The organism is Arthrobacter sp. R3-55, from assembly GCF_054161505.1.
The window spans coordinates 521,530-542,042 of the sequence record NZ_CP096423.1 but is presented as its reverse complement, the minus strand read 5'-3'; the positions used below and the strand labels follow the sequence as shown (position 1 = coordinate 542,042).

Sequence of the window (20,513 nt, the reverse complement as noted above, 5' to 3'; positions counted from 1 at the left end):
CTTGGTCTGCTGTTGAGGACTACTGGAGCGTCGCGGTCAATCTGGCCACGTTATCCACATACTTGGCCAGCGGGGGTCTATCCATCCAGTCTTCCAACATAAGCTCACGGGACACCTCGCGGTACGTGGATTCCACGGCCCGCATGAGGTTCACGGTTTCGGAACCCAGCAGCATCACCGAGACCTCCATGTTCAGGGAGAAGGAGCGCATGTCCATGTTGCTGGAACCGAGCACGGCCACCTCATCATCAATGGTGAAGTGCTTGGCGTGGAGGACGTATGGCGCCCGGTACAGATAGATGCGGACCCCGGCGTCCAGCAGGGCTTCGTAGTAGGAGCGCTGGGCGTGGTGGACCAGGAACTGATCCCCCTTTTCGGAGACGAAGAGCTCCACGGAGACTCCTCGCTGCGCTGCGGTGGTGATGGCGTAGAGCAGGGAGTCGTCCGGGACAAAGTAGGGGCTGCAGATAGAGATGGTGTGCTGTGCCGAATAGATCAGGGTGTTGAACAGGCGGAGATTGTTTTCGGTGGCGAACCCCGGACCACTCGGCACTACCTGGGCTGTGACGCGCCCCGGAGGCGGCTGGCTCGGCAGGCGCAACTGGTCTTCCAAGGACTCGTCGGTTTCGCTGAGCCAGTCCGTCGCAAACACCACATTGAGCGTGGCTACTATCGGTCCCTCAAGCCGGGACATGAGCTCCACCCATTTGCGCCCCACTTTGTGGTGCTTTGGGTTGTTATAGGAAGGCTCAATCAAGTTCTGCGAACCGGTGAACGCAACCAGTCCATCGATCACCATGATCTTGCGGTGGTTCCTCAGGTCCGGACGCCGCCATTGGCCATGGATCGGCAGGAGCGGAAGCATCCGCTTCCACTGGATCTTGCTTGCTTTGAGCCGGCGGATCAGGCGGCGGTATCCCTTAACCCGAAGTGTTCCGATGTGGTCGAAGAGGAGCCTGACAGTGACACCGCGCTCGGTCGCATTCTCCAGCTCGGTCAGAAGCTCGTCCGTGACCGAGTCGCTGCTCATGATGTAGAACTCGGCGTTGACGTAGTCCTTGGCTCCCCGGACAGCCTCGGCCATGGCCTTGATCGATTCCTCGTAACCGGGAATCAGCTCAACTTTGTTGCCGTCCACCATGGGCAGCGATCCGAGCCGGTGGTTCAGCTCCCCTGCGGACTTCACCCATTCCGGGCCGGAGTACACGCTGACCGGATCAGCGAGATCGGAGGTCACCGCGCGAACGCGTCGATTCACTTCTTCCTGCTGCTCACGCCTGCGTTTGGACAGTTTGAAGTTGCCGAAAAGGAGGAAGAGGACGAACCCCACGGATGGGATGAGGAACACAGCCAAGAGCCAGGCCATGGCGGTGGTGGGACGTCGGTTGCCGGGAATGATCCCCAGCAGCACAATGCGCATGATCACTTCCGCAATGGCCCACGCGCCTAATAACCAGGTCCACTCCTGGCCAAACGGAAAAGGAAACAGCACCTACAAACCCCCACGGTCCATGAATAGCAGTGACCACAGCCTATCCGGCAAAGTCATGCGACATCGCCCCGCACTAAGCTGGGACCATGACTTCACCTGCTCCCACGGTCCTGGTTTTCCTGGACCCCGCCTTCGAAAACGGACGAGTTGCCGACTCAAGCCAGCCGCAGCTCATGGCAACGGACCTTGGCGCCACCCGCGGCGACGGCGTCTTCGAGTCCCTGCTCGCCGTTCAAGGACGTCCCCGGAAGGTACAGGCCCACCTGAACCGGCTGAGCAGTTCAGCAGAAGCCCTGGACCTGGTGCTTCCCGGGCAGGACGCCTGGCGCCGCGCCATCGAGACCGCCATCACCGAATTCCGCGACGTCCACCCTGCTCCCACCCCGGAGGAGGATGAGGTTGTGGTCAAGCTGATCGTGACCCGCGGAGTTGAAGGTGCAGCCAGCCCCACCTGCTGGGTACAAGCGTCGCCCTCACCGGCGGGCAGTCGCCGGCAGCGCGAGACGGGCATCGACGTCGTACTTTTGGACCGCGGCTTCGATACCGAAGCCGGCGAGCGCGCGCCGTGGCTGCTGCTGGGCGCAAAGACGCTCTCATACGCCGTGAACATGGCGGCCCTGCGCTACGCGCACAAGCAGGGTGCCGATGATGCGATCTTCACCTCCACTGACGGCCGGGTCCTGGAGGGGCCCACGTCCACTGTGTTGCTGGCGCACCTTGAAACAGTCGACGACAGCGATGGTTCGGTCAGGACTGTTCGGCGCCTCATCACTCCCCAGCTGGACAGCGGCATCCTTCCGGGCACCTCGCAGGGTGCATTGTTCGCCGCAGCCAAGGCCGCTGGTTGGGAACTTGGCTATGGGCCCCTGGAGCCGCAGGACCTCTTCGACGCCGACGCTGTGTGGCTGATTTCCAGCATCCGTTTGATCGCCCCCGTGAACCACATCAACGGCAAGGAAATCGGCACGCCCGAGGTGCGTAAGCAGCTCACTGCTGAACTGAATCAACTGTTCGCGGGAATCGAGTAAACATCACCCCTTCGGGCTTCCGGCAGAGCGCGGATGGCTCTCACCAGCCGGAATGCTGAACCACTGGGGCGGGTGGCCCCGGAACACCGGCCACCCGACCAGCGGAGCCACCCTGCGCAGCAGGGGCACCGGCTGCAGCGGCACCGTCCGGCAATTCGCGTGCGGCAGGTACCGCAATCTCCCGGGGCTGGAAGGGCGCCGTGTTCAAGACTTTGCGGTCTCCCAAGGGTTGCTTCAGCAAAATTGTCAACGGTGTAGGCGGGTTTCCCTGGCAGGTCTTCATCCCGGCCCCGGACGGCCGCACTCCCACGACGACCTCCACGGTTGAGGCCGTTTCGACAAGTTGGGCTACTTCAAGGCGCCCCTCGGCGTCCTGCCCCGAGTTGCAGGAAATCTCCGTGACAAGCAAGGCGAGGTGGTTGGAGGCAAGGCTTCTGGGCTGTGCCGGATCAAGGGTTACCGCCGCGGTATCCAACCCGCCGAGGTCCCACTCGAGGGTGCATGTAGACGACTCGACCACTGCCCACACAGCTTTGCCTGGTTCCGATTCCATGGACTTGGTGGAAATGATGATGTATTGGTAATCGCGAATATCTCCGCTGCCGTCATCCTGGGGAGTTTGGAGCTTCGTCATCAGCATCACCCGATCACTGCTCTCCTGCGCAATCAGCCACGTGTGAGGGTTAAAGTCAGAGACGTCACGCCCCTCGAGTGCCGGTGCAGCGCCGGAAGACAGCTCGCTTGCGGGCTTGGGATTAACCAGCGCCTGAACCGGCACTTTGTTCCCTTGGCACACGAGGTCACCGGGGTCGTTCTCCCCGGGTCCTTCGCCAGCGGCGCTCCCCTCACTCTGGGTATCACCGACCGACAAAGCCGGAGGCCCTTCCGGCTGAAACTGCGCTGACACGGCAGGAGCCACAGCAACGGCCCCCGCAGCAACGACGGTCAGAGCAGCCAGTCCCAACCGAACTTTGGGCCAAAAGCCGGTGGCGCGAATGTACTGCGGAATCGCCGGGGCTTTGGGCTGGAGTCGCCGTTGCCAGGGCAACTCCCCACGGTCCCCTGTTTTTGTCTTCACTCTCATACCCGGTTAATGTCGGACGGTCCCGATAATGTAACGAAACCAAGAAAAGAGGGAGAGCACCCTGTCAGCGACTTAGACACGGCAGGCAGCTTTTCGCCGCGACTCAGTCTGTGCAGAACGGTTGCAAACCCACTCGCATCAGCGGGCCTCCGGCTAAGGAGCTCCGCTTGGAACCTAACAGATAACAAGTAGAGTAATCGCTCGCGTGGCTCATTGATTAGGGAATCTTAGCCTCGACCCTGAGGTTTTTGCGCGTTCAATCGCATTCCTTATCCTCCTTGAAATGGTCATTCGTCATGTGATGAATCTTGTTCTCGTGTTAGTTGGATCACGTCCGGCTGGTACTACTTCAGACTTTGCTGGCTAACTTCCCGGAGGGAATATGGGACTCAGCTCCCCCACAGAAGCCGAAGCATCGGCAACAGAGGCACAGTCCCGGACTGGTGCCTCACAAACAGGTCTTCGCCGGTCCATGGAGGCCCGGCACCTGGTCATGATCGCCATGGGCGGCGTTATCGGATCAGGCCTGTTCGTTAGTTCCGGATACACCATTGCCACAGCCGGCCCCTTGGGTGCCGTGCTGGCATTCCTCATCGGCGCCGTGGTGGTCTACCTGGTGATGGCCTGCCTCGGGGAGCTCGCTGTCGCGTTCCCCGTCTCAGGCGCGTTCCACATTTATGCCGCCCGCACCATCGGCCCTGCTACCGGCTTTGCCACCGCTTGGCTGTACTGGCTCTGTTGGGCCGTGGCGCTGGGCTCGGAATTTACTGCGGCCGGTCTCCTCATGCAGCGCTGGTTCCCTGGCGTTGACGTCTGGATCTGGTGCTTGATCTTCGCCAGCGTCCTGTTCACCCTGAATGCCATTTCATCGCGTGTCTTCGGCGAATCAGAGTTCTGGTTCGCGCTGATCAAGGTCGCCGCCGTCGTCGGCTTGATCATCCTCGGCGGCGCCGCGCTGGCGGGCTTCCACCCCCTTGCCGCGGGAGATTTCCCCTCCTTTGGCGAGAACTTCAGCACCCCGGAGGGCTTGTTCCCCAACGGTTTCACAGGAGTGTTCGTCACCTGCCTGGCGGTCTTCTACGCCTTCTCCGGCTCGGAACTGATCGGCGTTGCCGCGGGCGAAACCGCCAACCCCGGAGCCAACATCCCCAAGGCCATGAGGACCACGGTCATCCGGCTCATGATCTTCTTCGTCGGGGCGATCCTGGTCATCGCGGCCACCATCCCCTACGAAAAAGTCAGCGTGGACGAGAGCCCGTTCGTCACCGTTTTCTCGATGCTCGGTATCCCCTACGCCGCGGACATCATGAACTTCGTGATCATCACGGCGCTGCTCTCGGCAGGCAACTGCGGCCTCTTTTCCTGTGCCCGCATGCTCTTCTCGCTCGCCGATGAAGGCCACGCACCGCAGGTCTTCAAGAAGCTCACCAAGCGTGGCATCCCCATGGTGGCCCTCTGCGTGAGCATGCTTGGTGGTCTGGCCTCATTGATCAGCAGCGTTGTGGCACCGGCCACCGTCTACCTCGTGCTCGTCTCGGTAGCCGGCTTCGCCACCGTTGGTGTCTGGATGTCCATTGTGGCTTCGCATTTCATCTACCGGCGGACCTTCATCAAAAACGGTGGGGACCTCAGCACGCTTCCCTACAAGGCTCCTTTGTTCCCGCTGGTCCCGATCCTGGCCTTCGCGCTTTGCCTGGTGTCACTGATCGGTATCGCGTTCGATCCCAACCAGGTAGCGGCACTCCTCTTCGGTATTCCGTTCGTGGGTGCCTGCTACGCCGTCTTCTACTTCAAATACGGCCGACGCCGTTCGTTGAAGAAGGCAGTGGACGCTTAGGTCCCATTCCGGCCGCGGCCTCCTGACCTCTTTTCGGCACAGATCAGCCCTTGGGCAGCCTTTCCCGGTTGACCAGGGGCTGATCTCGTCTCAAAGAGGGTCAGGAACCTGCGCTGGCCGAATCACCCACTTTGACGGCCATACCTCCCCAACACGCCTACCAGAGGGTATGTCTGGGGCCTTTCGGAGGCCAAAGTAGGTGGTGGCCGTACAGCTGGCGGTGGTTCCGTGGAACACACGACGACGGCACTCACCGCGCGTGCCCGGGCTTGGGTCTGGACCCGGAGCCTACTTTTTGACCGCGCGGACCGGGTGCTCGCTCAATATGGACAGCCGGTTGAAAGCGTTGATGCCGATCGCAGCCATGCAGAGCACACTGATTTGCTCGTCGCTGTAGTGCTGCCGTGCCTTCTCAAAGAGCTCAGGGCTGGGCCGCGAAGAGCTCATGCGGGTTATTTGCTCCGCAATTTCCATGGCTACCACTTCAGCGGGATCAAAGAGCTGCACTTCCTTGTAAACGGCTACCAAGGACAACCGCTGTTCCGTTTCGCCATACTTCAGGGCCCGACGATGGTGGAGGTCCAGGCAGAAGGCACAGCCATTGATCTGCGAGCACAAGTAGTTGATGAGTTCGAGGGTGCGGCGCGAGATCCCCAGCCGGTCAGCTTCGTCTACAAGCTGCTGGGAATAGTGGCTCAGAGTGGCGTAAAGTTCCGGCTGCTGCTTGTCCAGATAGCCGGCCAGACGTGTTTTTGTTTCCTGTTCAGGCATGGTTGGAGCCTAGCGCAAAGGGCCCATGCAGCCTCCCGTGAAAGAGGGACCACCCCAAACCCGCGGGACGTGAAAGAGGGACCGCCCCAAACCCGCGGGACCTGAAAGAGGGACCGCCCCAAACCCGCGGGACCTGAAAGAGGAACCGCCCCAAACCCGCGGGACCTGAAAGAGGAACCGCCCCAAACCCGCGGGACCTGAAAGAGGGACCGCCCCAAACCCGCGGGACGTGAAAGAGGGTTCTATTCGCGCGCGGCGGGGGCGTCGGCGGCGAGCCGGATGCCGTGCTCCGCCAGCCACACCGGGTTGAAGGCCTTGCTCAGGTAGTTGGTACCGGCGTCGGGCGCTATGGCCACCACCACGGAACCGAGAGGTGCGGCCCGGGCCACCCGGACAGCCGCTGCCACGGCCAGCCCGGAAGACGGGCCAAGCGCAAGCCCTTCTTCCTCAAGGAGCCGGTGAACGGTGGTGTAGACCTCGTCATTGGGGATGCGAAGGAAGCGGTCCACGATTGTGCGGTCGAAAGCCTTGGGCCACTCCGCTTCAGGCCAGGAGTTGCCCACGCCGTCCACCAGGATCTCGCCGGGATGCCCGCCGCTGTAGGCGGACCCGTAAGGATCGGCGCCAACTACTTCCAGGTGTCCGCCAGGCCTGGTATCGGCCACACGTTCCTTCAGGAAACGCCCGTTCCCGCTGATGGTCCCTCCTGTTCCGATGCCCGCGACGAAATGCGTAATCAGCCCACCTGTCTGCTCCCAGATTTCGGGTCCGGTGGTTTGGTAGTGCGCCAGGGGGTTGGCTGGGTTGTCGAACTGCATGGGACGCCAAGCACCGGGTGTCTCTGCGGTGATCCTGGCAGCCACGGCGCGAGCGTTCTCCGGCGATTCGGAGGGTGCGTTCCAGTCGGTCAGGATCACGCGGGCACCATAATTGTGGAGCGCGGCGAGCTTCTCCTCGGAGATCGTATCGCCGGTCACCACCACCACCGGGTGCCCTGTCAGGTGCCCGATCAAGGCCAGGCCGATCCCCGTGTTGCCCGAGGTGCTCTCCACGATCGTGGCTCCCGGCTTCAGTTCCCCGGACCTCTCAGCCGCCCGGACCATGCTGAGGGCGGTACGGTCTTTGATGGAGCCGCCGGGGTTCTCGGACTCAAGCTTGATGTGGATGGTGCTCCCCAGGCCCCGGCTCAGCGACTCCAACTTCACCAGAGGCGTGTTGCCCACCTTGTCCAGGACCGAGGCGTCCAGCACGTCCGGCGTGGAGGTTGCCGCGTGCACTCCGTGTTTGCGAACTGTTGTGCTCACCGCGATCCCGCCCCTTCCTCTGTTTCCGGTAATACCTGGTCCAGGACGTCGCGCAACGCAGTCCGCGCCCGTTCCACAAGGTCGGGCGCGGCCGAGCTGTCGCCCAGCACATCAGCGAGTCGACCCACGACGACGCCTGTCCCCTTCCCGAGCGGCTGCCCGGCCGCCGCTTCGAGCAGCAGATACGAGGCTGTCAAAGCCTCGATCACCAGGAGTTTTTCCGCAGCCTCCAGCGACTTCTCGAGTTGCTGCAAGGCCAGCGGGGCGAGTGTGGAGTGGTCCTCGACGTCGGCGGACAGGGTTGGCGCACCCAGGGTGGCCGGAGCGGCCAGGAACTTGAGCTCGGCCAGCAGACCGGCGGCCGAGTACCAGAGCAGCCCCGGAAGTTCCTCACCCGCCAGGCCTTCTCCGGACGATGCCGCTTGTAGGTGCCGGGCCCGGATGGCACGTTGCGGCGGATACAGCTTGGCGATGCGCCGCTCACTGGAAATACCCATGTGTGCCAGCGCCAACCTCAGGCTTTCAAACGTCAGGGCCAGTTGCATCGGTTGGAAGTTCCCGCCGGACACCATGAGGCCGGATTCGACGTCCACCAACGGATTATCGCCTCGGCCATTGAGTTCCACCTCCAAGGCAGTACCCAACTGCGTCACGAGGGATCGAAACGCCCCGTGAGTTTGCGGCGCTGCCCGGAAGGACAACGGATCCTGTACCGAGGCTTCAGGACGAACATCCTCCAACCACCCGCCACGGAGCAGGTGAAGCACAGCAGCAGCCGAGTCACCCTGACCGTCCACCGCCTTTGCCGCTTGAATGGCCGGCGAAAACGGACTGAGGTTCCCGCCGTCGTCGTACCTTGCGATGGTCTCCAGCGAGAGGGAAAGCGCGACGTCGGCCAGGCGGGCCAGGTGCTGCAGCCGCACCAAGGCGAGTGTCCCGGCGCCGACGGAATAAGCGTTGGCACTGACCAGGGCGAGTGCCTCGCCGGGCGCGAGGACCAAAGGTTGCAGGCCGGCGTCGGCGAGCGCTTTGGCACCGGAGATCAACGCGCCATCGGCATCGAAGGCATGGCCCTCACCGATGGCAACGGCTGCGACGGCGGCCAGTTGGGTGAGGTCCGATGAGCCTACCGAACCTTCGCGCGGGATGGCGGGAAGGACGCCGCGGTTGAGGAGTTCGGCGTAGAAACCGGCTGTTTCCGGGCGCACGCCGGAGCCTCCGCGGCTGAAGCCGATGAGCCGGGCCAGGATCACGGCGCGGGCCGTGGGGCGGTCCAGGTAGGAGCCCACGCCACTGTTGTGATACCTGACCACCTGGATTTGATATGCCAGCAGTGACTTCTCCTCCACAGCGGTGTCACGGCCGGATCCGAGCAAGGTGTTCAACCCGTAGACGCGCTGCCCGGAGGAAGCAGCGCGCTCCAGCACATCACGGGAACGTCCCAGCAAAGACAACACATCTGGGTTGAGTTTCACATGAAACGACGGGTCGGCAGCTGCCAGGGCCACACTCCGCGCGGAAACCGGCGCTGTGCCCAGAACAAGCGCCCGGGGCTCGTCGGCCGCCATCAAAAGTCCAGGAGATTCTGCCGGAACCCACCGTTGCCGTAACTCTTCCTCAACAGGCCACGACGCCGCAGTTCCGGAGTGAGCTTGTCCAACACCCCGTGCACCGTCACAGGGTCCACAAAGCCGGAGAAAAGGAAACCGTCGCCGCCGACCTCGGCCCCGGTGGACTCCAGATAGTCAGCAATTTCATCCACGGTGCCGATGATCGAATCCCCTGCTCCGCCGCTCCTGGCCTGCAGGATCTCCCGTAGCGTGGAACCGGGAGGTGCCGCCTTGGCGAAGTGTTCCAACGTGCCCTGGTTGCTGTTGGTGCTCAGCTCAGGAAGGGGTGCGTCGAGGTCGAACTTCTTGAAGTCGATCACCGAGAGATAGGAAATGGAGTTCAGCTGGCTGTCGATATCGCGCTGGCTGAGCTCCCGGCGCCGGGCCCGCAATTCCTCGGCCTCGGCAGGAGAACCCACAACGGTGGGCTTCAGGACAAAAAGTACCTTGACGTCGTCGGGGTTCCTGCCGGCCCGGGCAGCTTCCGCCCTGATGGAATCCCGGTAGGACTTCATGCCCTCAACACCACGCGCCAAGGCAATGGCCACATCAGCATGCCCGCCCGCGAACGCTTTGCCCCGGGGCGACGCACCGGCCTGCACCAACACGGGTTCCTCCGGCAGCGGCGCCGTGTTCAGGGGGCCACGGACCTTGAAGAAGTCGCCGTCGTGATTGATCGGGTGCACCTTGGTGTGGTCCGCGAACACACCTGCCTCAACGTCCTCAACCAAGGCGTCAGGTTCCCAACTGCGCCACAGCCGCCTAACGACGTCGACGAATTCCTCCGCCTTCTCGTACCGGAGGTCGTGTTCGATCTGCTGGTCCAGCCCGTAATTTTGCGCCGCGAGGTCGCTGCCGGAAGTCACCACGTTCCAGCCCAACTGCCCCTCGGAAAAGTGCTGCAAAGTGGCTAGGAGACGGGCTGCAGTGAAGGGCGGATAGAAGGACGCACTGACCGTCGGGACGATCCCCAGATGCTCGGTGGCGGACAGAAGATACGGGACCAATGCCAAGGGATCATGCTTGGGCGCGAAGGATGCGTGGGCCAGGGAAACCTCGGCCGAACCGCCATAAGTGTCCGGCACCGTGAGGGAATCCTCAATGATGAAGAGGTCCAACCCGGATCGTTCGAACGCCCGGACAGCCTCCTGGTAGAGGGCGGGTTTCTTCCAGTCGTAACCCAGGCCGTAACCGGGCGTCCCCCACCCCTGGACACCGAATCCGTGGCCCACAAACCATCCAAAGTGCAGCATGGGCTTGAGTGTAGAACTGCTCTGTCCGTTCACCGCGACCTGATTTCATGCGAAGTTACAGGGGGACGTACTGGGTCAATTATGCTCCCGGGACGTCACAATTGAACGTGGATTGAGACGGCACGGATTTCCACATAGGCCTTGAATCCTGTTCCGCAAACAGCGGGGGTCGGGAATGATCGCTGTATGAATGCAGCAACCACCCGCCCTTCCGCAAAGGACCGGCTGTCCAGCCTCTGGGTCCTTAAGGGATACAAGCGTGAATGGCTGCGGCACGATCTCATTGCGGGTGCGGCACTGTTCTCCCTGTTGGTGCCCGCTGGCATGGCATATGCGCAGGCAGCCGGCTTGCCTCCTGTCACCGGCCTCTACGCAACTGTCGTACCGCTGCTGGTTTACGCGGCGGTGGGCCCTTCCCGCATCATGGTCCTCGGACCCGACTCAGCATTGGCCCCGTTGATCGCTGCGGCGATTGTGCCCCTCGCAGCGGGCAACAGCGGTAAGTCCGTGGCGTTGGCAGGGCTCCTGGCCCTGCTGGTGGGTGCGTTCATGCTGGCGGGCTCCGCCCTGAAACTGGGGACCATCACGGGTTTGCTGTCCAAACCCATTCGGCTCGGATACCTCAATGGAATCGCACTGCTGGTGGCGCTCTCGCAACTGCCGGCTTTCCTGGGCATAGAGGCCGACGGCGACGTCTGGCAAAAGCTCGGACAGGTCACCACCGGGGTATTCGGCGGTGACATCAACATCACCGCGCTGCTGCTCGGTGCAGGTTCACTGGCGCTCATCTGGATCCCGCGGCTCCTGCGGTGGAAAGTACCCGGCGTCCTGTTCGCAGTGGTTGGTTCATGCGTAGCGACGGCGGTCTTGGGCCTTAACGACGACGTGAAGGTCACCGGAGTCTTGCCGCAGGGCCTGCCGTTGCCCGCACTGGGCGGCATTGGATGGGCCGATGCGTTGACATTGCTGCCCGCCGCGGCCGGCATTGCCCTCATGGCCTTTGCCGATACGGGCGTCCTGTCCCAGACCCTGGCAGCCAAGGACGGCAAACGGGTGTCCGGCAACCGGGAGATGGCTGCGCTCGGGGCGGCCAATGCCGCTACCGGACTGCTGGGAGGATTCCCGATTTCCGGCAGCACCTCGCGGACGCCCGTGGCCGTGGATGCAGGTGCCAAATCCCAGCTGACCGGGGTGGTGGGGTCCTTGCTGGTGCTGGCATTCATGCTGCTGGCACCGGGGGTGACGGAGTACCTGCCATCGGCAACCCTTGCCGCGGTCGTCATTGCCGCAGCGATTGCCCTCGCAGATCCGGCTGGTGTCCGGCGGCTCTTCAGCCTTAGCCGCAGCGAGTCCGTGGTGATGCTGGCCGCGTTCCTCGGAGTCCTGACCGTGGGCGTCCTGCAGGGAATCGTTGTGGCGATTGCCCTGGCGCTCCTGGATTTTGTCCGCAGGGCCTGGGATCCGTACCGAACCGAACTTGGCGCAGAGGATGGCCTGCCGGGGTACCACGACGTTGAGCGGCATCCCGAAGCCGAGCGCATCCCGGGACTCTTGATTCTCCGCTTTGATGCTCCCCTGTTCTTCGGAAACGGCCAGGTCCTGGCCGCATTTGTCCGCGAACAACTGCATGAGGCCCCGGACGAGTCCGCGGTCCCCGTCACCCACGTCATCCTTGCCGCCGAACCCATCACCGGGATTGACACCACGGCCTTGGACGATCTGGTCACCCTGGACGAATGGCTGGCCAGCAAGGGAGTAGATCTGGTGTTCGCCGAACTCAAGGGCCCGGTGAAGGACAAGTTGGTCCGTCTTGGCACTGCAGCGAGTTTCACGCCTGAACACTTCTACCCCACTGTCGGCGCGGCAGTACGTGCGCTCAAGGAAGGGGGCACTGAAGCGTCCGCCGATTACGCAACATGACGGCCGGATCGGCGCCCGCAAGTGCAGCCCGACGCCCGCGGATGCTACGTTTTTCTTGAGTAATGAGTACCAGCGCAAAGCCCTGACTTGCTGGTCGGCAACCCTCTCTCCGGCGGGGTGCCTCAGGTGACTACTCGGCGTATCGACAAATTCGAACTGCAAGCGTGACTGAGGAGCACCAGCAATGCCTGAACCCACTGAAGAAAAACTCTCCTACCGCCTGATTACAGGCCCGGACAACCGTGAATTCTGCGAGCGCATCCACAGCGCGCTCGCTGAGGGCTACGTGCTCCATGGCAGCCCGGCAGCTACCTTCAACGGCACCACCGTCATTGTTGCCCAGGCAATTGTGCTCCCCGCCGCGATCGCCAATGCTGATGCCGCCGTCGCCGACGCCGTTGACCAGCTGGAGAACTATGACGACGAAGAAGCATTCGAGGGCCACGCATGAGCTACGCAGGTGACCTGACCCCGCAGGATGCATGGGCCAAGCTCGAGCAAGGCGCCATCCTGGTCGATGTCCGCACCGAGGGCGAGTGGGCCCACATCGGCATCCCTGACACCAAAGCCACGGAGAACGATCCCCTGTTCATCCAATGGAGCCTCGCAGGCGGCATCCCCAACTCCCGTTTCATCGAGGACCTGCAGCAGCAGGCCCCCGAGGACGAGGCCGTGGAACTCGTTTTCATCTGTCGCTCCGGCCAGCGCTCCATCTCCGCCGCCATTGCCGCAACGCAGGCCGGATTCACGGCGTACAACGTCCTTGAGGGTTTCGAGGGTGAACCTGACCGCTACGGTGAACGCACCGTCAATGGCTGGAAAAATCGTGGCCTGCCGACGAATCTGGGGACCGAGTAAGTGACTTTCAATCCCGACGCCGCCGGCTGGAGCCCTGACACCCAGGCCGTCCGCGGTGGCCTTGACCGTACCAATTTCCAGGAAACATCCGAGCCGGTTTTCCTGAACTCCGGCTTTGTCTACGAATCGGCCGCAGCTGCCGAGCGTGCTTTCACCGGAGAAGACGAGCGCTTCGTGTACTCCCGCTACGGCAACCCCTCCGTGGCCACGTTCCAGGAACGGCTGCGGCTGCTTGAAGGAACCGAGGCGTGCTTTGCCACCGCGTCCGGCATGTCTGCGGTCTTCACTGCCCTGGGTGCCCTGCTGGCTGCGGGCGACCGCGTGGTGGCTGCCCGCTCCCTGTTCGGCTCATGCTTCGTCATCCTCAACGAGATCCTGCCCCGTTGGGGTGTGGAAACCGTGTTCGTTGATGGCCCGGACCTGGAGCAGTGGCGTGAAGCCCTCTCGGAACCAACCACTGCTGTGTTCTTCGAATCTCCGTCCAACCCCATGCAAGAGATCGTAGACATCGCTGCCGTCAGCGAACTGGCGCATGCCGCCGGGGCGACCGTGGTGGTAGACAACGTCTTTGCCACTCCCCTGTTGCAACGCTGCGGCGAGCTGGGTGCCGACGTGATCGTCTACTCCGGTACCAAGCATATTGACGGCCAGGGACGTGTCCTTGGCGGTGCGATCCTGGGCACCAAGGAATTCATTGACGGCCCGGTAAAGCAGCTTATGCGGCACACCGGCCCTTCGTTGTCCGCGTTCAATGCCTGGGTCCTGACCAAGGGCCTGGAGACCATCGGGCTCCGTGTGAACCACAGTTCTGCCTCTGCTTTGAAGATTGCCGAGTGGCTTGAACAGCAGCCGGCCATCAGCTGGGTCAAGTACCCGTTGTTGAAGTCCCACCCGCAGTACGAGCTTGCCGCGAAGCAGATGAAGGCCGGAGGCACTGTGCTGACCTTCGAGCTGCTCCCTTCCGCGGGACGTTCGGCCAAGGATTCCGCGTTCGCACTGCTCGATGGCCTGCGTGTAGTGGACATCTCCAACAACCTGGGCGACTCCAAGTCCCTCATCACCCACCCGGCCACCACCACCCACCGGGCCATGGGGCCGGAGGGGCGGGCGGCGATCGGGCTCAGCGACGGCGTGGTCCGTTTGTCTGTGGGCCTGGAAGATGTGGATGATCTCATCCTGGATCTGGAGAAGGCCCTCAAGCAGGTCTAACCTTGCTGCCATGAGCGGGAACCATCCCTATCGCCGTGCCGGAGCGGTCATCGTTGCCGGCACGGTGGTGTGGCTCGTGGGAATCTCGCCGGTCTCGCGCGTCTACATGACACCGGACGACGCCGAACGCTTGCGCATGCTGACCTCCGGACGGCACGGTTGGATCGTGGGCCAGCACCTTACCGCCGTGGGAACCGTCGCCGTGCCAGTGGGATTCGCCGCGTTTGCCCGTGCCGTTCCAGACAAGAACGCCGTTCCGGACAGGGATGCCGTTCCAGGCCACAACGCGCCACGTGGGAATGCGAAGAGGTGGGCTTTCGCTGCCGCCGCCGCATTGCTCGCCGGCGCCCCGTTCTTCGTCCCCAGCCTCGCCCGGCGCGCTGCTGACATTGAGGGTTTTGCCTACCGCCATGGATCCAACGCGCCTTTCCTGGCCTATTCCGGGTTGCATGTTGTGGCGTTGGCCGCCTTGGGCGGGAGTCTTCTTTCCTTGCCCACAAAACGCTGGATCGGCGTCACGGCCGCGGCCAGCGCACCAATCTACGGCGCCATTCTGGTAGCAAAAAAGGACATCCCGCCGTTCTGCTTCTACTTGGTGGAAGGCCTCACCGGCGCCTACTTGATGGCATGGGAAGAGCCGGAAGCCGGCAAAGCCTAAGGCCTCCTGACCCGGGACAACATGGGCGCAGGCTCCTTGTGCGCGTCGGCAGAGGTTCCGCGAACCGTCACCTTCACTGCATGCCCGACGACGGCGGCCAGGGCTGCGCTGGCGGGTGGACTGCCCGCCTGGTTCTGGCTGCCTCGCTTCCTGTTGTTGTACCGCACCGCCGCTTCCCGTTGCTCGCGGGCGCCGTTCCCCCGCTCCAGCAGATCTGAGATCCCCTCTTTGACCAGCTCCAATTCGCCTTGGTCATCCAGCACTGGGCTCACGTAATCCACCAACGCCCAGACCACGCCCGCTGCCGGCTGGGGACGGAAATCACCGAAGTCCAGAAGATCTCCACGCAACCCCGCATTGCTGGCCTGCCAACTCGCCATCCGCAGGAGTGCCGTGGGCACCGCGGTTGGCTCAACGCCGTCGAGCATTTCCAAGGAAGCCGTCTCAACCAAAGCCCGCACCAGCACCGCAATCAACGCGGCGTCCTCGGCGCGAAGGCAGACGTCGGCCACACGGACCTCCACGGTGGGGTGGTTCCGGGAGATGCGGGCATCGAAGTAGATCATGCCCTCATCCATGATCACGCCCGTTTCCAACAGCCGCTTCACGATGCGTCGGTAGGCAGTGAGTGATCCGAACACGGCCGACGGTCCAGAGGTGGGCCAGCGGTTCCATGCCTGGGTGCGGTAGCTGTCGAAACCGGTAGGAAGGCCTCGCCAGAAGGGTGAGTTGGCAGTGAGCGCCGTGAGCACGGCGAGTTTGTCCCGGATGTGGTCCAGCACCACCACACCTTCCTCGGGGGACTCAACAGAGGTGTGCACATGGAATCCGCACGTCAGTTGTTCCGTGGCGATGATGCCGAAGCGGTCCAGCATCGCGGCATAGCGGGGATCCGGGGTGGTGTGGGTGTTCGAATCCAGCGGGGAGGTGGCGATCGCGGCAACCCGCGCACCGTGCTGTCGGGCCGCTTCATTGGCCATGGCCCGGCCGCGGCGGATCTGATGCAGAAGCTCACCGTAGCTGTGGCAGGGGCGGGTCTGCGTCTCGATCTGCTCCAGCTTGAGTTCGTGGCTGAGACTCGTTGCGGACGCCGCCTGGTTGTGGCCCGCGAGCAGCGCATCCGCGAGGGCAAGAGGCTCTCCCGTCACAGGATGGACGATGAGCAGCTCTTCCTCAACCCCGAAAGTCCGCATGCTCCATTCTGCGTCAGGAGGCCGGTAGAGGACAGTGGCTGGAGGGGCAGCCGCGCACTCTCAAAGGCGCAGCGAGGACCGCCCCCGTTTCCGCCATTCGCACCAGAGCGAGCTGGCGCGAACGGCGGAAACGGGCGCGCCACTGATCCGTTGCCGGCGCGAATGGCGGAAACGGGCGCGCCGCCGATCCGTTGCCGGCGTACGCGTGGAGCCTAGTCCTGGAAGTACTCGATCTTGGCACCGATGGTGTTCAGGCGCTCGGCCAAGTCCTCGTATCCACGCTCAATCACGTAGATGTTGCGGAGCTCGGACGTACCACGGGCAGCCAGCATCGCCAAGAGCAGGCAGGCGGCGGGGCGCAGGGCCGGCGGGCAGCCGATTTCCGCGGCACGCCACTTGGTGGGTCCGTTGACGTAGATCCGGTGCGGATCCAGCAACTGCACCTGGGCGCCGAGCTTGTTGAGCTCGGTCAAGTAGATGGCGCGGTTCTCATAGACCCAGTCGTGGATCATGGTTTGGCCCTCCGCGTTGCCTGCGATGACTGCGAAGAACGGCAGGTTGTCGATGTTCAGGCCCGGGAACGGCATGGGGTGGATCTTGTCCTGGGGTGCGCGGAGCTCGGAGGGCTTGGTGGTGACATCCACCAGGCGCGTCCGGCCGTTGCGTGCCATGTATTCGCCGGAAATTTCGAGGTTCTGGCCCATCTGCTCCAAAGTGGCGAGCTCGATTTCCATGAACTCGATGGGGACGCGGCGGATGGTGACCTCGGAGTTGGTGACAATCCCGGCGGTGATCAGGCTCATGGCCTCGATGGGGTCCTCTGACGGGAAGTACTCAATCTCCACGTCAATGGCGGAACGGCCGGTGATCTTCAGCGTGGTGGTCCCGACGCCCTGGATCTCCACTCCCAGTCCCTGCAAGTAGAAGCAGAGGTCCTGGACCATGTAGTTGGGGCTTGCGTTCCGGATGACGGTGGTGCCCTCGCGGTGAGCGGCAGCCATGATGGCGTTTTCGGTGACGGTGTCACCGCGTTCGGTGAGGACGAAGGAGCGGTCATGGACGTCCGCGGGCGGCGCGGTCACGGAGTAGAAACCGGACTTCGCTTCAACCTCGAGGCCGAACTGCCGCAGGGCCTGCATGTGCGGCTCCACCGTGCGCGTTCCCAGGTCGCAGCCACCAGCGTAGGGCAGCAGGTACTCACTGGTCTCATCCAGGAGCGGGCCGAGCAGCATGATGACGCTGCGGGTGCGGCGGGCAGCATCAACGTCCATCGAGCCAAGGTCCAGAACATCGGGCCTGCGGATGCGGAGGTCGTTCCCGTTGAGCCACGTGCACTCGACGCCAATGGATGTCAGTACTTCAACAATCCTGTTGACTTCCTCGATCCGGGCCAGGCGACGCAGCGTAGTGGTACCGCGGTTGATAAGGCTGGCGCACAAGAGGGCCACGCCGGCATTTTTGCTGCTGTTGACATCCACTTCCCCGGACAGGGTCCGGCCGCCCTCGACCCGGAGGTGGGTCATTTGCGGCTTGCCCACTTTGACGATCGATCGGCCGAATATTGCCTCAAGCCGTTCAATCATCCGGAGGCTCAGATTCTGTTTACCTTGCTCCATCCGCGCGATTGCGCTTTGGCTGGTTCCAAGCTCGGTAGCCAACTGCCCCTGAGTCCACCCTTTTTCGCCACGGGCGTTGCGGAGCAGAAGGCCGACGTGTTCAGCGGTAGGTTGCGTCATATCCAAGAAATATCACAGGTGAGCTAGAAGTGCCGTCCAAAACACCGTTTGAGCGGCAAACGTCACAATGTACCCGAACTGTGAGATATGGAGCACGACGGCGGGTGCTCGCCTCGGGCGAACGCTTTCCGCGAGCCAGCGCCGGGCAGAGGTACCCATTGCGATCCCCGGAGCAATGCCAAAGCATGGAGTCAAAGCTCAGGGGGAAATATGCCTTTCTACGGCGCCGACGTCGAACAACTCAAAGCACTCTCCAAGACCCTGGCCAACGGTGCGTCACTGTTGACCAGCCGGGCCCGGGAACTCGATTCACTAATAGGGCAGGGACTAACCGGCCATGGGGGCGGTTGGCAGGGCCAGGACGCCAAGCGCTTTGCCGCAGACTGGCAGGGCCGGCTGAGGCCATTGCTGGAAAGAACCACGCGCGGATTGGAAGAAGCCTCGCAGTCAGTGCTTACCAACGCGGACCAGCAGTCCTCCGCTTCCACTGAAGGTGCAGGCAGCGGCGGCTCCGGCGGCAGTTCGGGAAGCAGCGGCAGCTCCGACACCACCAAGACCGCAGCCAACCCGAACCCCGGCCAGCCAACACCGCAGGAAATCCTGGACCAATATCAGGTCAGCGATGCCGAGGTCACCAAGTGGCCCGGGGACTGGGACCCCCTGCGATTCGTGGTGGACCAAAGGGAGGTCACCGAGAAGGAAGCGGAGCTCCTCAACGGTTTGGGCCCTTTCGAGATGAACGCCTTCAAGGACATCCATGACGACGCCTTCAGCACAGCAGATGACCGCTTCCCCAGCGCCGACCGCAACGACGACCAGAACGACGCCTTCCGCCATGCGTACTGGAACGCCCTGATGGTCAAGGAGTTCGGTGCGGACTGGGCGGAGGATTACGCCACCGCCCACGAACAACTCCCCGGTAATCCTGCGCCGCGTGAGGCGATGGATCTGTACAACAATGAGGTGGGCCGCAATGTGGCCATAGCCAACCCGGATGCCAGTGCTGAGGAGCTTGCTGATTTGATCGAGGAAGCCGTGAACAACGGCGATACCGTGGTGGTGGGACAGGACCTGCTGCCGCACCCATCCAACGAGGTCCCCATGGACCAGACCGGCGACGCCAACAATGCCGAGCCCGCCCCCGGCGAGGACCCGGAATTCAACGACGAGTCGAGGACCACCTCGTGAGGATCCAACCACGAACACAGGCACGACGACGGATGCGGACCCCTGCTGGCCGCCTCACCCTCGCGGGCCTGCTAACTCTCATCCTGGCCTGCGCCCTGGCCGCCTGTTCACTAGGAGGATCCGTCATGCCCGAATCGAATGAGAAGCTCAACAGCCAGGTCCTTGAGTCCGCAAAGAACGGGACGGCCCTGAAGTTGGCTGACGCCACGGACTTCGAGTGGGACCAGGCAGGATTCGTGACGGAGGGGACACCGGCCAAGGACATCGAAGCCGCCTTCGGCGAGCCGCTGACCAAAGAGAACCGCTACACAGCGTCCCCTGCGTTGTTCGTCTTCCTGAAGGACGGGAAGGTGGCCAAGGCGATCCGCATCGTCGCGGATGCCTTCTTCGGCGCAGACTCACAGAAGAAGTATGGCCGGGACGTGGTCCTCACCCCTCCGGAAGGACAAAAGGGCTTCCTTAACTGGCGCGAGTAACGCTTCAAGACAGCAGCAGCGCCGCGGCACCTAAACGCGGTACCTAACGCGGTACCTAACGCGGTACCTAAACGCGGCGCCTAAACGCGGTGCCGAATCGCGGTACCTAGACACGCCAGTATCCCAAGGCATCGATCCGGTGCTTGTCCACGCCCAGCGTCTTCCGCAAGTGCTTGACGATTGCCCGGGTGCTGGAGGCTTCACAGGCGATCCAGAAAAAGTCCTCTTCCACGGACACACTCTCCGCCGTGAGCGCATCGCAGATTTCCTCAACCAGGGCGGCACCGTCGCGTTTGCGCGGAACCCAGGTGACGACGTCGGACTCTAACGTCCGCACCTGGAGTGAGGGGTCGGCGTCGTGCTGGTATTCAAGCCAGGCGGTGACAGGAGCCGCGCCGGCTGCGGTAAGTCCTCGTTCGTCCAGCAAGGAGTTGATGGCCGGGATCGAAGCGGGATCTCCCACCACCCAGATCCGGCGGGGAGCCGGCTGCGGGAAGGTGAAGGAACTGCCTTGGACGGTGGCGTCAATGGTGTCGCCGGGCTGAACGGAGCGGGCCCAGTCAGCCGCTACCCCGTTGTGCATGGCGAAGTCCATACTGAACGTTCCGTCCGCAGGGGATGCGTTGACCAAGGTGTACGCGCGCTGGTGGGCCTTGCCGGAATCGTTGAACCACAACCGGATCCACATGGTGGGGTGCAGGCCGCTGCGCTCCAGGAGCCCGCCGTCGCGCACGTGCACCCGGAAGAAGTCGGGGGTGATTTCTTCGCGCCCCGTGACCTCCAGGGTGAAGTCCTTGGCGCCCATGACTTTGAGGACGACGCCTTCCCAATTGCGCTTCAAGCAACACTCCTTCACGAATGTCCACGATTTGTGAACGGGGCCAAAGCCATTTATC

Annotated in this window: 18 protein-coding genes and 1 riboswitch; of the genes, 9 read left to right on the top strand and 9 right to left on the bottom strand. The window is 63.0% G+C overall.

Annotated elements, in window-relative coordinates:
* Positions 1 to 19: 19 nt before the first annotated feature.
* The gene (gene cls, locus M1D51_RS02610) at positions 20 to 1,420 is read right to left on the bottom strand and encodes a cardiolipin synthase (RefSeq protein WP_253951318.1); all 1,401 of its coding nucleotides are present in this window, start codon (positions 1,418 to 1,420) and stop codon (positions 20 to 22) included.
* 158 nt (positions 1,421 to 1,578) lie between these two features.
* On the opposite strand from cls, the gene M1D51_RS02605 reads away from it, so the two are divergent.
* Positions 1,579 to 2,520, top strand: coding sequence for an aminodeoxychorismate lyase (locus M1D51_RS02605; protein WP_458108416.1), 942 nt, complete (start codon positions 1,579 to 1,581; stop codon positions 2,518 to 2,520).
* Positions 2,521 to 2,560: 40 nt separating this feature from the next.
* Here M1D51_RS02605 and M1D51_RS02600 read toward each other — a convergent pair whose 3' ends face one another.
* Complete coding sequence (locus tag M1D51_RS02600; RefSeq protein ID WP_458108415.1) at positions 2,561 to 3,598, bottom strand: hypothetical protein; 1,038 nt, start codon at positions 3,596 to 3,598, stop codon at positions 2,561 to 2,563.
* 388 nt (positions 3,599 to 3,986) lie between these two features.
* On the opposite strand from M1D51_RS02600, the gene M1D51_RS02595 reads away from it, so the two are divergent.
* Positions 3,987 to 5,441, top strand: coding sequence for an amino acid permease (locus tag M1D51_RS02595; RefSeq protein WP_458108414.1), 1,455 nt, complete (start codon positions 3,987 to 3,989; stop codon positions 5,439 to 5,441).
* A 288-nt stretch (positions 5,442 to 5,729) separates the two neighbouring features.
* Here M1D51_RS02595 and M1D51_RS02590 read toward each other — a convergent pair whose 3' ends face one another.
* From M1D51_RS02590 to M1D51_RS02575, 4 genes are all read right to left on the bottom strand, one after another.
* On the bottom strand, positions 5,730 to 6,212 hold the full coding sequence (locus tag M1D51_RS02590; protein ID WP_458108413.1) for a carboxymuconolactone decarboxylase family protein: 483 nt from the start codon (positions 6,210 to 6,212) through the stop codon (positions 5,730 to 5,732).
* 242 nt (positions 6,213 to 6,454) lie between these two features.
* Positions 6,455 to 7,516 carry a PLP-dependent cysteine synthase family protein gene (locus tag M1D51_RS02585; RefSeq protein ID WP_458108412.1) on the bottom strand — a complete coding sequence of 354 codons (1,062 nt, stop codon included), beginning with the start codon at positions 7,514 to 7,516 and terminating at the stop codon, positions 6,455 to 6,457.
* Positions 7,513 to 9,084, bottom strand: coding sequence for an aromatic amino acid ammonia-lyase (locus M1D51_RS02580; protein ID WP_458108411.1), 1,572 nt, complete (start codon positions 9,082 to 9,084; stop codon positions 7,513 to 7,515). The genes M1D51_RS02585 and M1D51_RS02580 overlap by 4 nt, the downstream gene beginning before the upstream one ends.
* Positions 9,084 to 10,412, bottom strand: coding sequence for an NtaA/DmoA family FMN-dependent monooxygenase (locus M1D51_RS02575; protein ID WP_458108410.1), 1,329 nt, complete (start codon positions 10,410 to 10,412; stop codon positions 9,084 to 9,086). The genes M1D51_RS02580 and M1D51_RS02575 overlap by 1 nt, the downstream gene beginning before the upstream one ends.
* A 153-nt stretch (positions 10,413 to 10,565) precedes the next feature.
* Between M1D51_RS02575 and M1D51_RS02570 the strand changes: the two genes are divergently transcribed.
* From M1D51_RS02570 to M1D51_RS02550, 5 genes are all read left to right on the top strand, one after another.
* A complete protein-coding gene (locus tag M1D51_RS02570) occupies positions 10,566 to 12,299 on the top strand; it encodes a SulP family inorganic anion transporter (protein ID WP_458108409.1) in 1,734 nt (577 codons plus the stop codon).
* 58 nt (positions 12,300 to 12,357) lie between these two features.
* A riboswitch (SAM riboswitch) is annotated at positions 12,358 to 12,470 on the top strand.
* Between the two features lie 13 nt (positions 12,471 to 12,483).
* Positions 12,484 to 12,750 carry a DUF1737 domain-containing protein gene (locus M1D51_RS02565; RefSeq protein WP_172326387.1) on the top strand — a complete coding sequence of 89 codons (267 nt, stop codon included), beginning with the start codon at positions 12,484 to 12,486 and terminating at the stop codon, positions 12,748 to 12,750.
* Positions 12,747 to 13,157, top strand: a complete 411-nt coding sequence (locus M1D51_RS02560; RefSeq protein ID WP_172326388.1) for a rhodanese-like domain-containing protein — start codon at positions 12,747 to 12,749, stop codon at positions 13,155 to 13,157. Before M1D51_RS02565 ends, M1D51_RS02560 begins: the two co-directional genes overlap by 4 nt.
* Positions 13,158 to 14,366 (top strand): O-succinylhomoserine sulfhydrylase, encoded by a 1,209-nt coding sequence (locus M1D51_RS02555; RefSeq protein ID WP_458108408.1) that lies wholly within the window; start codon positions 13,158 to 13,160, stop codon positions 14,364 to 14,366.
* Positions 14,367 to 14,376: 10 nt separating this feature from the next.
* The gene (locus M1D51_RS02550; RefSeq protein WP_458108407.1) at positions 14,377 to 15,024 is read left to right on the top strand and encodes a hypothetical protein; all 648 of its coding nucleotides are present in this window, start codon (positions 14,377 to 14,379) and stop codon (positions 15,022 to 15,024) included.
* Here M1D51_RS02550 and M1D51_RS02545 read toward each other — a convergent pair.
* Both M1D51_RS02545 and M1D51_RS02540 read right to left on the bottom strand, forming a co-directional pair.
* Entirely contained in the window at positions 15,021 to 16,217 is a 1,197-nt protein-coding gene (locus M1D51_RS02545; protein ID WP_458108406.1) for a glutamate--cysteine ligase 2, read from the bottom strand. The two genes, M1D51_RS02550 and M1D51_RS02545, sit on opposite strands and share 4 nt — an antisense overlap.
* A gap of 212 nt (positions 16,218 to 16,429) precedes the next feature.
* Positions 16,430 to 17,953 carry a UDP-N-acetylglucosamine 1-carboxyvinyltransferase gene (locus M1D51_RS02540; RefSeq protein WP_458108405.1) on the bottom strand — a complete coding sequence of 508 codons (1,524 nt, stop codon included), beginning with the start codon at positions 17,951 to 17,953 and terminating at the stop codon, positions 16,430 to 16,432.
* A 210-nt stretch (positions 17,954 to 18,163) separates the two neighbouring features.
* Between M1D51_RS02540 and M1D51_RS02535 the strand changes: the two genes are divergently transcribed.
* A complete protein-coding gene (locus tag M1D51_RS02535; RefSeq protein WP_458108404.1) occupies positions 18,164 to 19,141 on the top strand; it encodes a WXG100 family type VII secretion target in 978 nt (325 codons plus the stop codon).
* Between the two features lie 125 nt (positions 19,142 to 19,266).
* The gene (locus M1D51_RS02530) at positions 19,267 to 19,617 is read left to right on the top strand and encodes a hypothetical protein (RefSeq protein ID WP_458108403.1); all 351 of its coding nucleotides are present in this window, start codon (positions 19,267 to 19,269) and stop codon (positions 19,615 to 19,617) included.
* 106 nt (positions 19,618 to 19,723) lie between these two features.
* Here M1D51_RS02530 and M1D51_RS02525 read toward each other — a convergent pair whose 3' ends face one another.
* Positions 19,724 to 20,458, bottom strand: coding sequence for a siderophore-interacting protein (locus M1D51_RS02525; protein WP_458108402.1), 735 nt, complete (start codon positions 20,456 to 20,458; stop codon positions 19,724 to 19,726).
* Between the last annotated feature and the right edge of the window lie 55 nt (positions 20,459 to 20,513).

Bases quoted from the DNA above. Each gene is read 5' to 3' on its own strand.
- M1D51_RS02550 (WP_458108407.1), top strand. From the start codon at position 14,377: ATGAGCGGGAACCATCCCTATCGCCGTGCCGGAGCGGTCATCGTTGCC.
- M1D51_RS02535 (WP_458108404.1), top strand. From the start codon at position 18,164: ATGCCTTTCTACGGCGCCGACGTCGAACAACTCAAAGCACTCTCCAAG.
- cls (WP_253951318.1), bottom strand. From the start codon at position 1,420: ATGCGCATTGTGCTGCTGGGGATCATTCCCGGCAACCGACGTCCCACC.
- M1D51_RS02540 (WP_458108405.1), bottom strand. From the start codon at position 17,953: ATGACGCAACCTACCGCTGAACACGTCGGCCTTCTGCTCCGCAACGCC.
- M1D51_RS02595 (WP_458108414.1), top strand. From the start codon at position 3,987: ATGGGACTCAGCTCCCCCACAGAAGCCGAAGCATCGGCAACAGAGGCA.
- M1D51_RS02590 (WP_458108413.1), bottom strand. From the start codon at position 6,212: ATGCCTGAACAGGAAACAAAAACACGTCTGGCCGGCTATCTGGACAAG.
- M1D51_RS02565 (WP_172326387.1), top strand. From the start codon at position 12,484: ATGCCTGAACCCACTGAAGAAAAACTCTCCTACCGCCTGATTACAGGC.
- M1D51_RS02605 (WP_458108416.1), top strand. From the start codon at position 1,579: ATGACTTCACCTGCTCCCACGGTCCTGGTTTTCCTGGACCCCGCCTTC.
- M1D51_RS02580 (WP_458108411.1), bottom strand. From the start codon at position 9,084: ATGGCGGCCGACGAGCCCCGGGCGCTTGTTCTGGGCACAGCGCCGGTT.
- M1D51_RS02530 (WP_458108403.1), top strand. From the start codon at position 19,267: ATGCCCGAATCGAATGAGAAGCTCAACAGCCAGGTCCTTGAGTCCGCA.
- M1D51_RS02570 (WP_458108409.1), top strand. From the start codon at position 10,566: ATGAATGCAGCAACCACCCGCCCTTCCGCAAAGGACCGGCTGTCCAGC.
- M1D51_RS02560 (WP_172326388.1), top strand. From the start codon at position 12,747: ATGAGCTACGCAGGTGACCTGACCCCGCAGGATGCATGGGCCAAGCTC.
- M1D51_RS02545 (WP_458108406.1), bottom strand. From the start codon at position 16,217: ATGCGGACTTTCGGGGTTGAGGAAGAGCTGCTCATCGTCCATCCTGTG.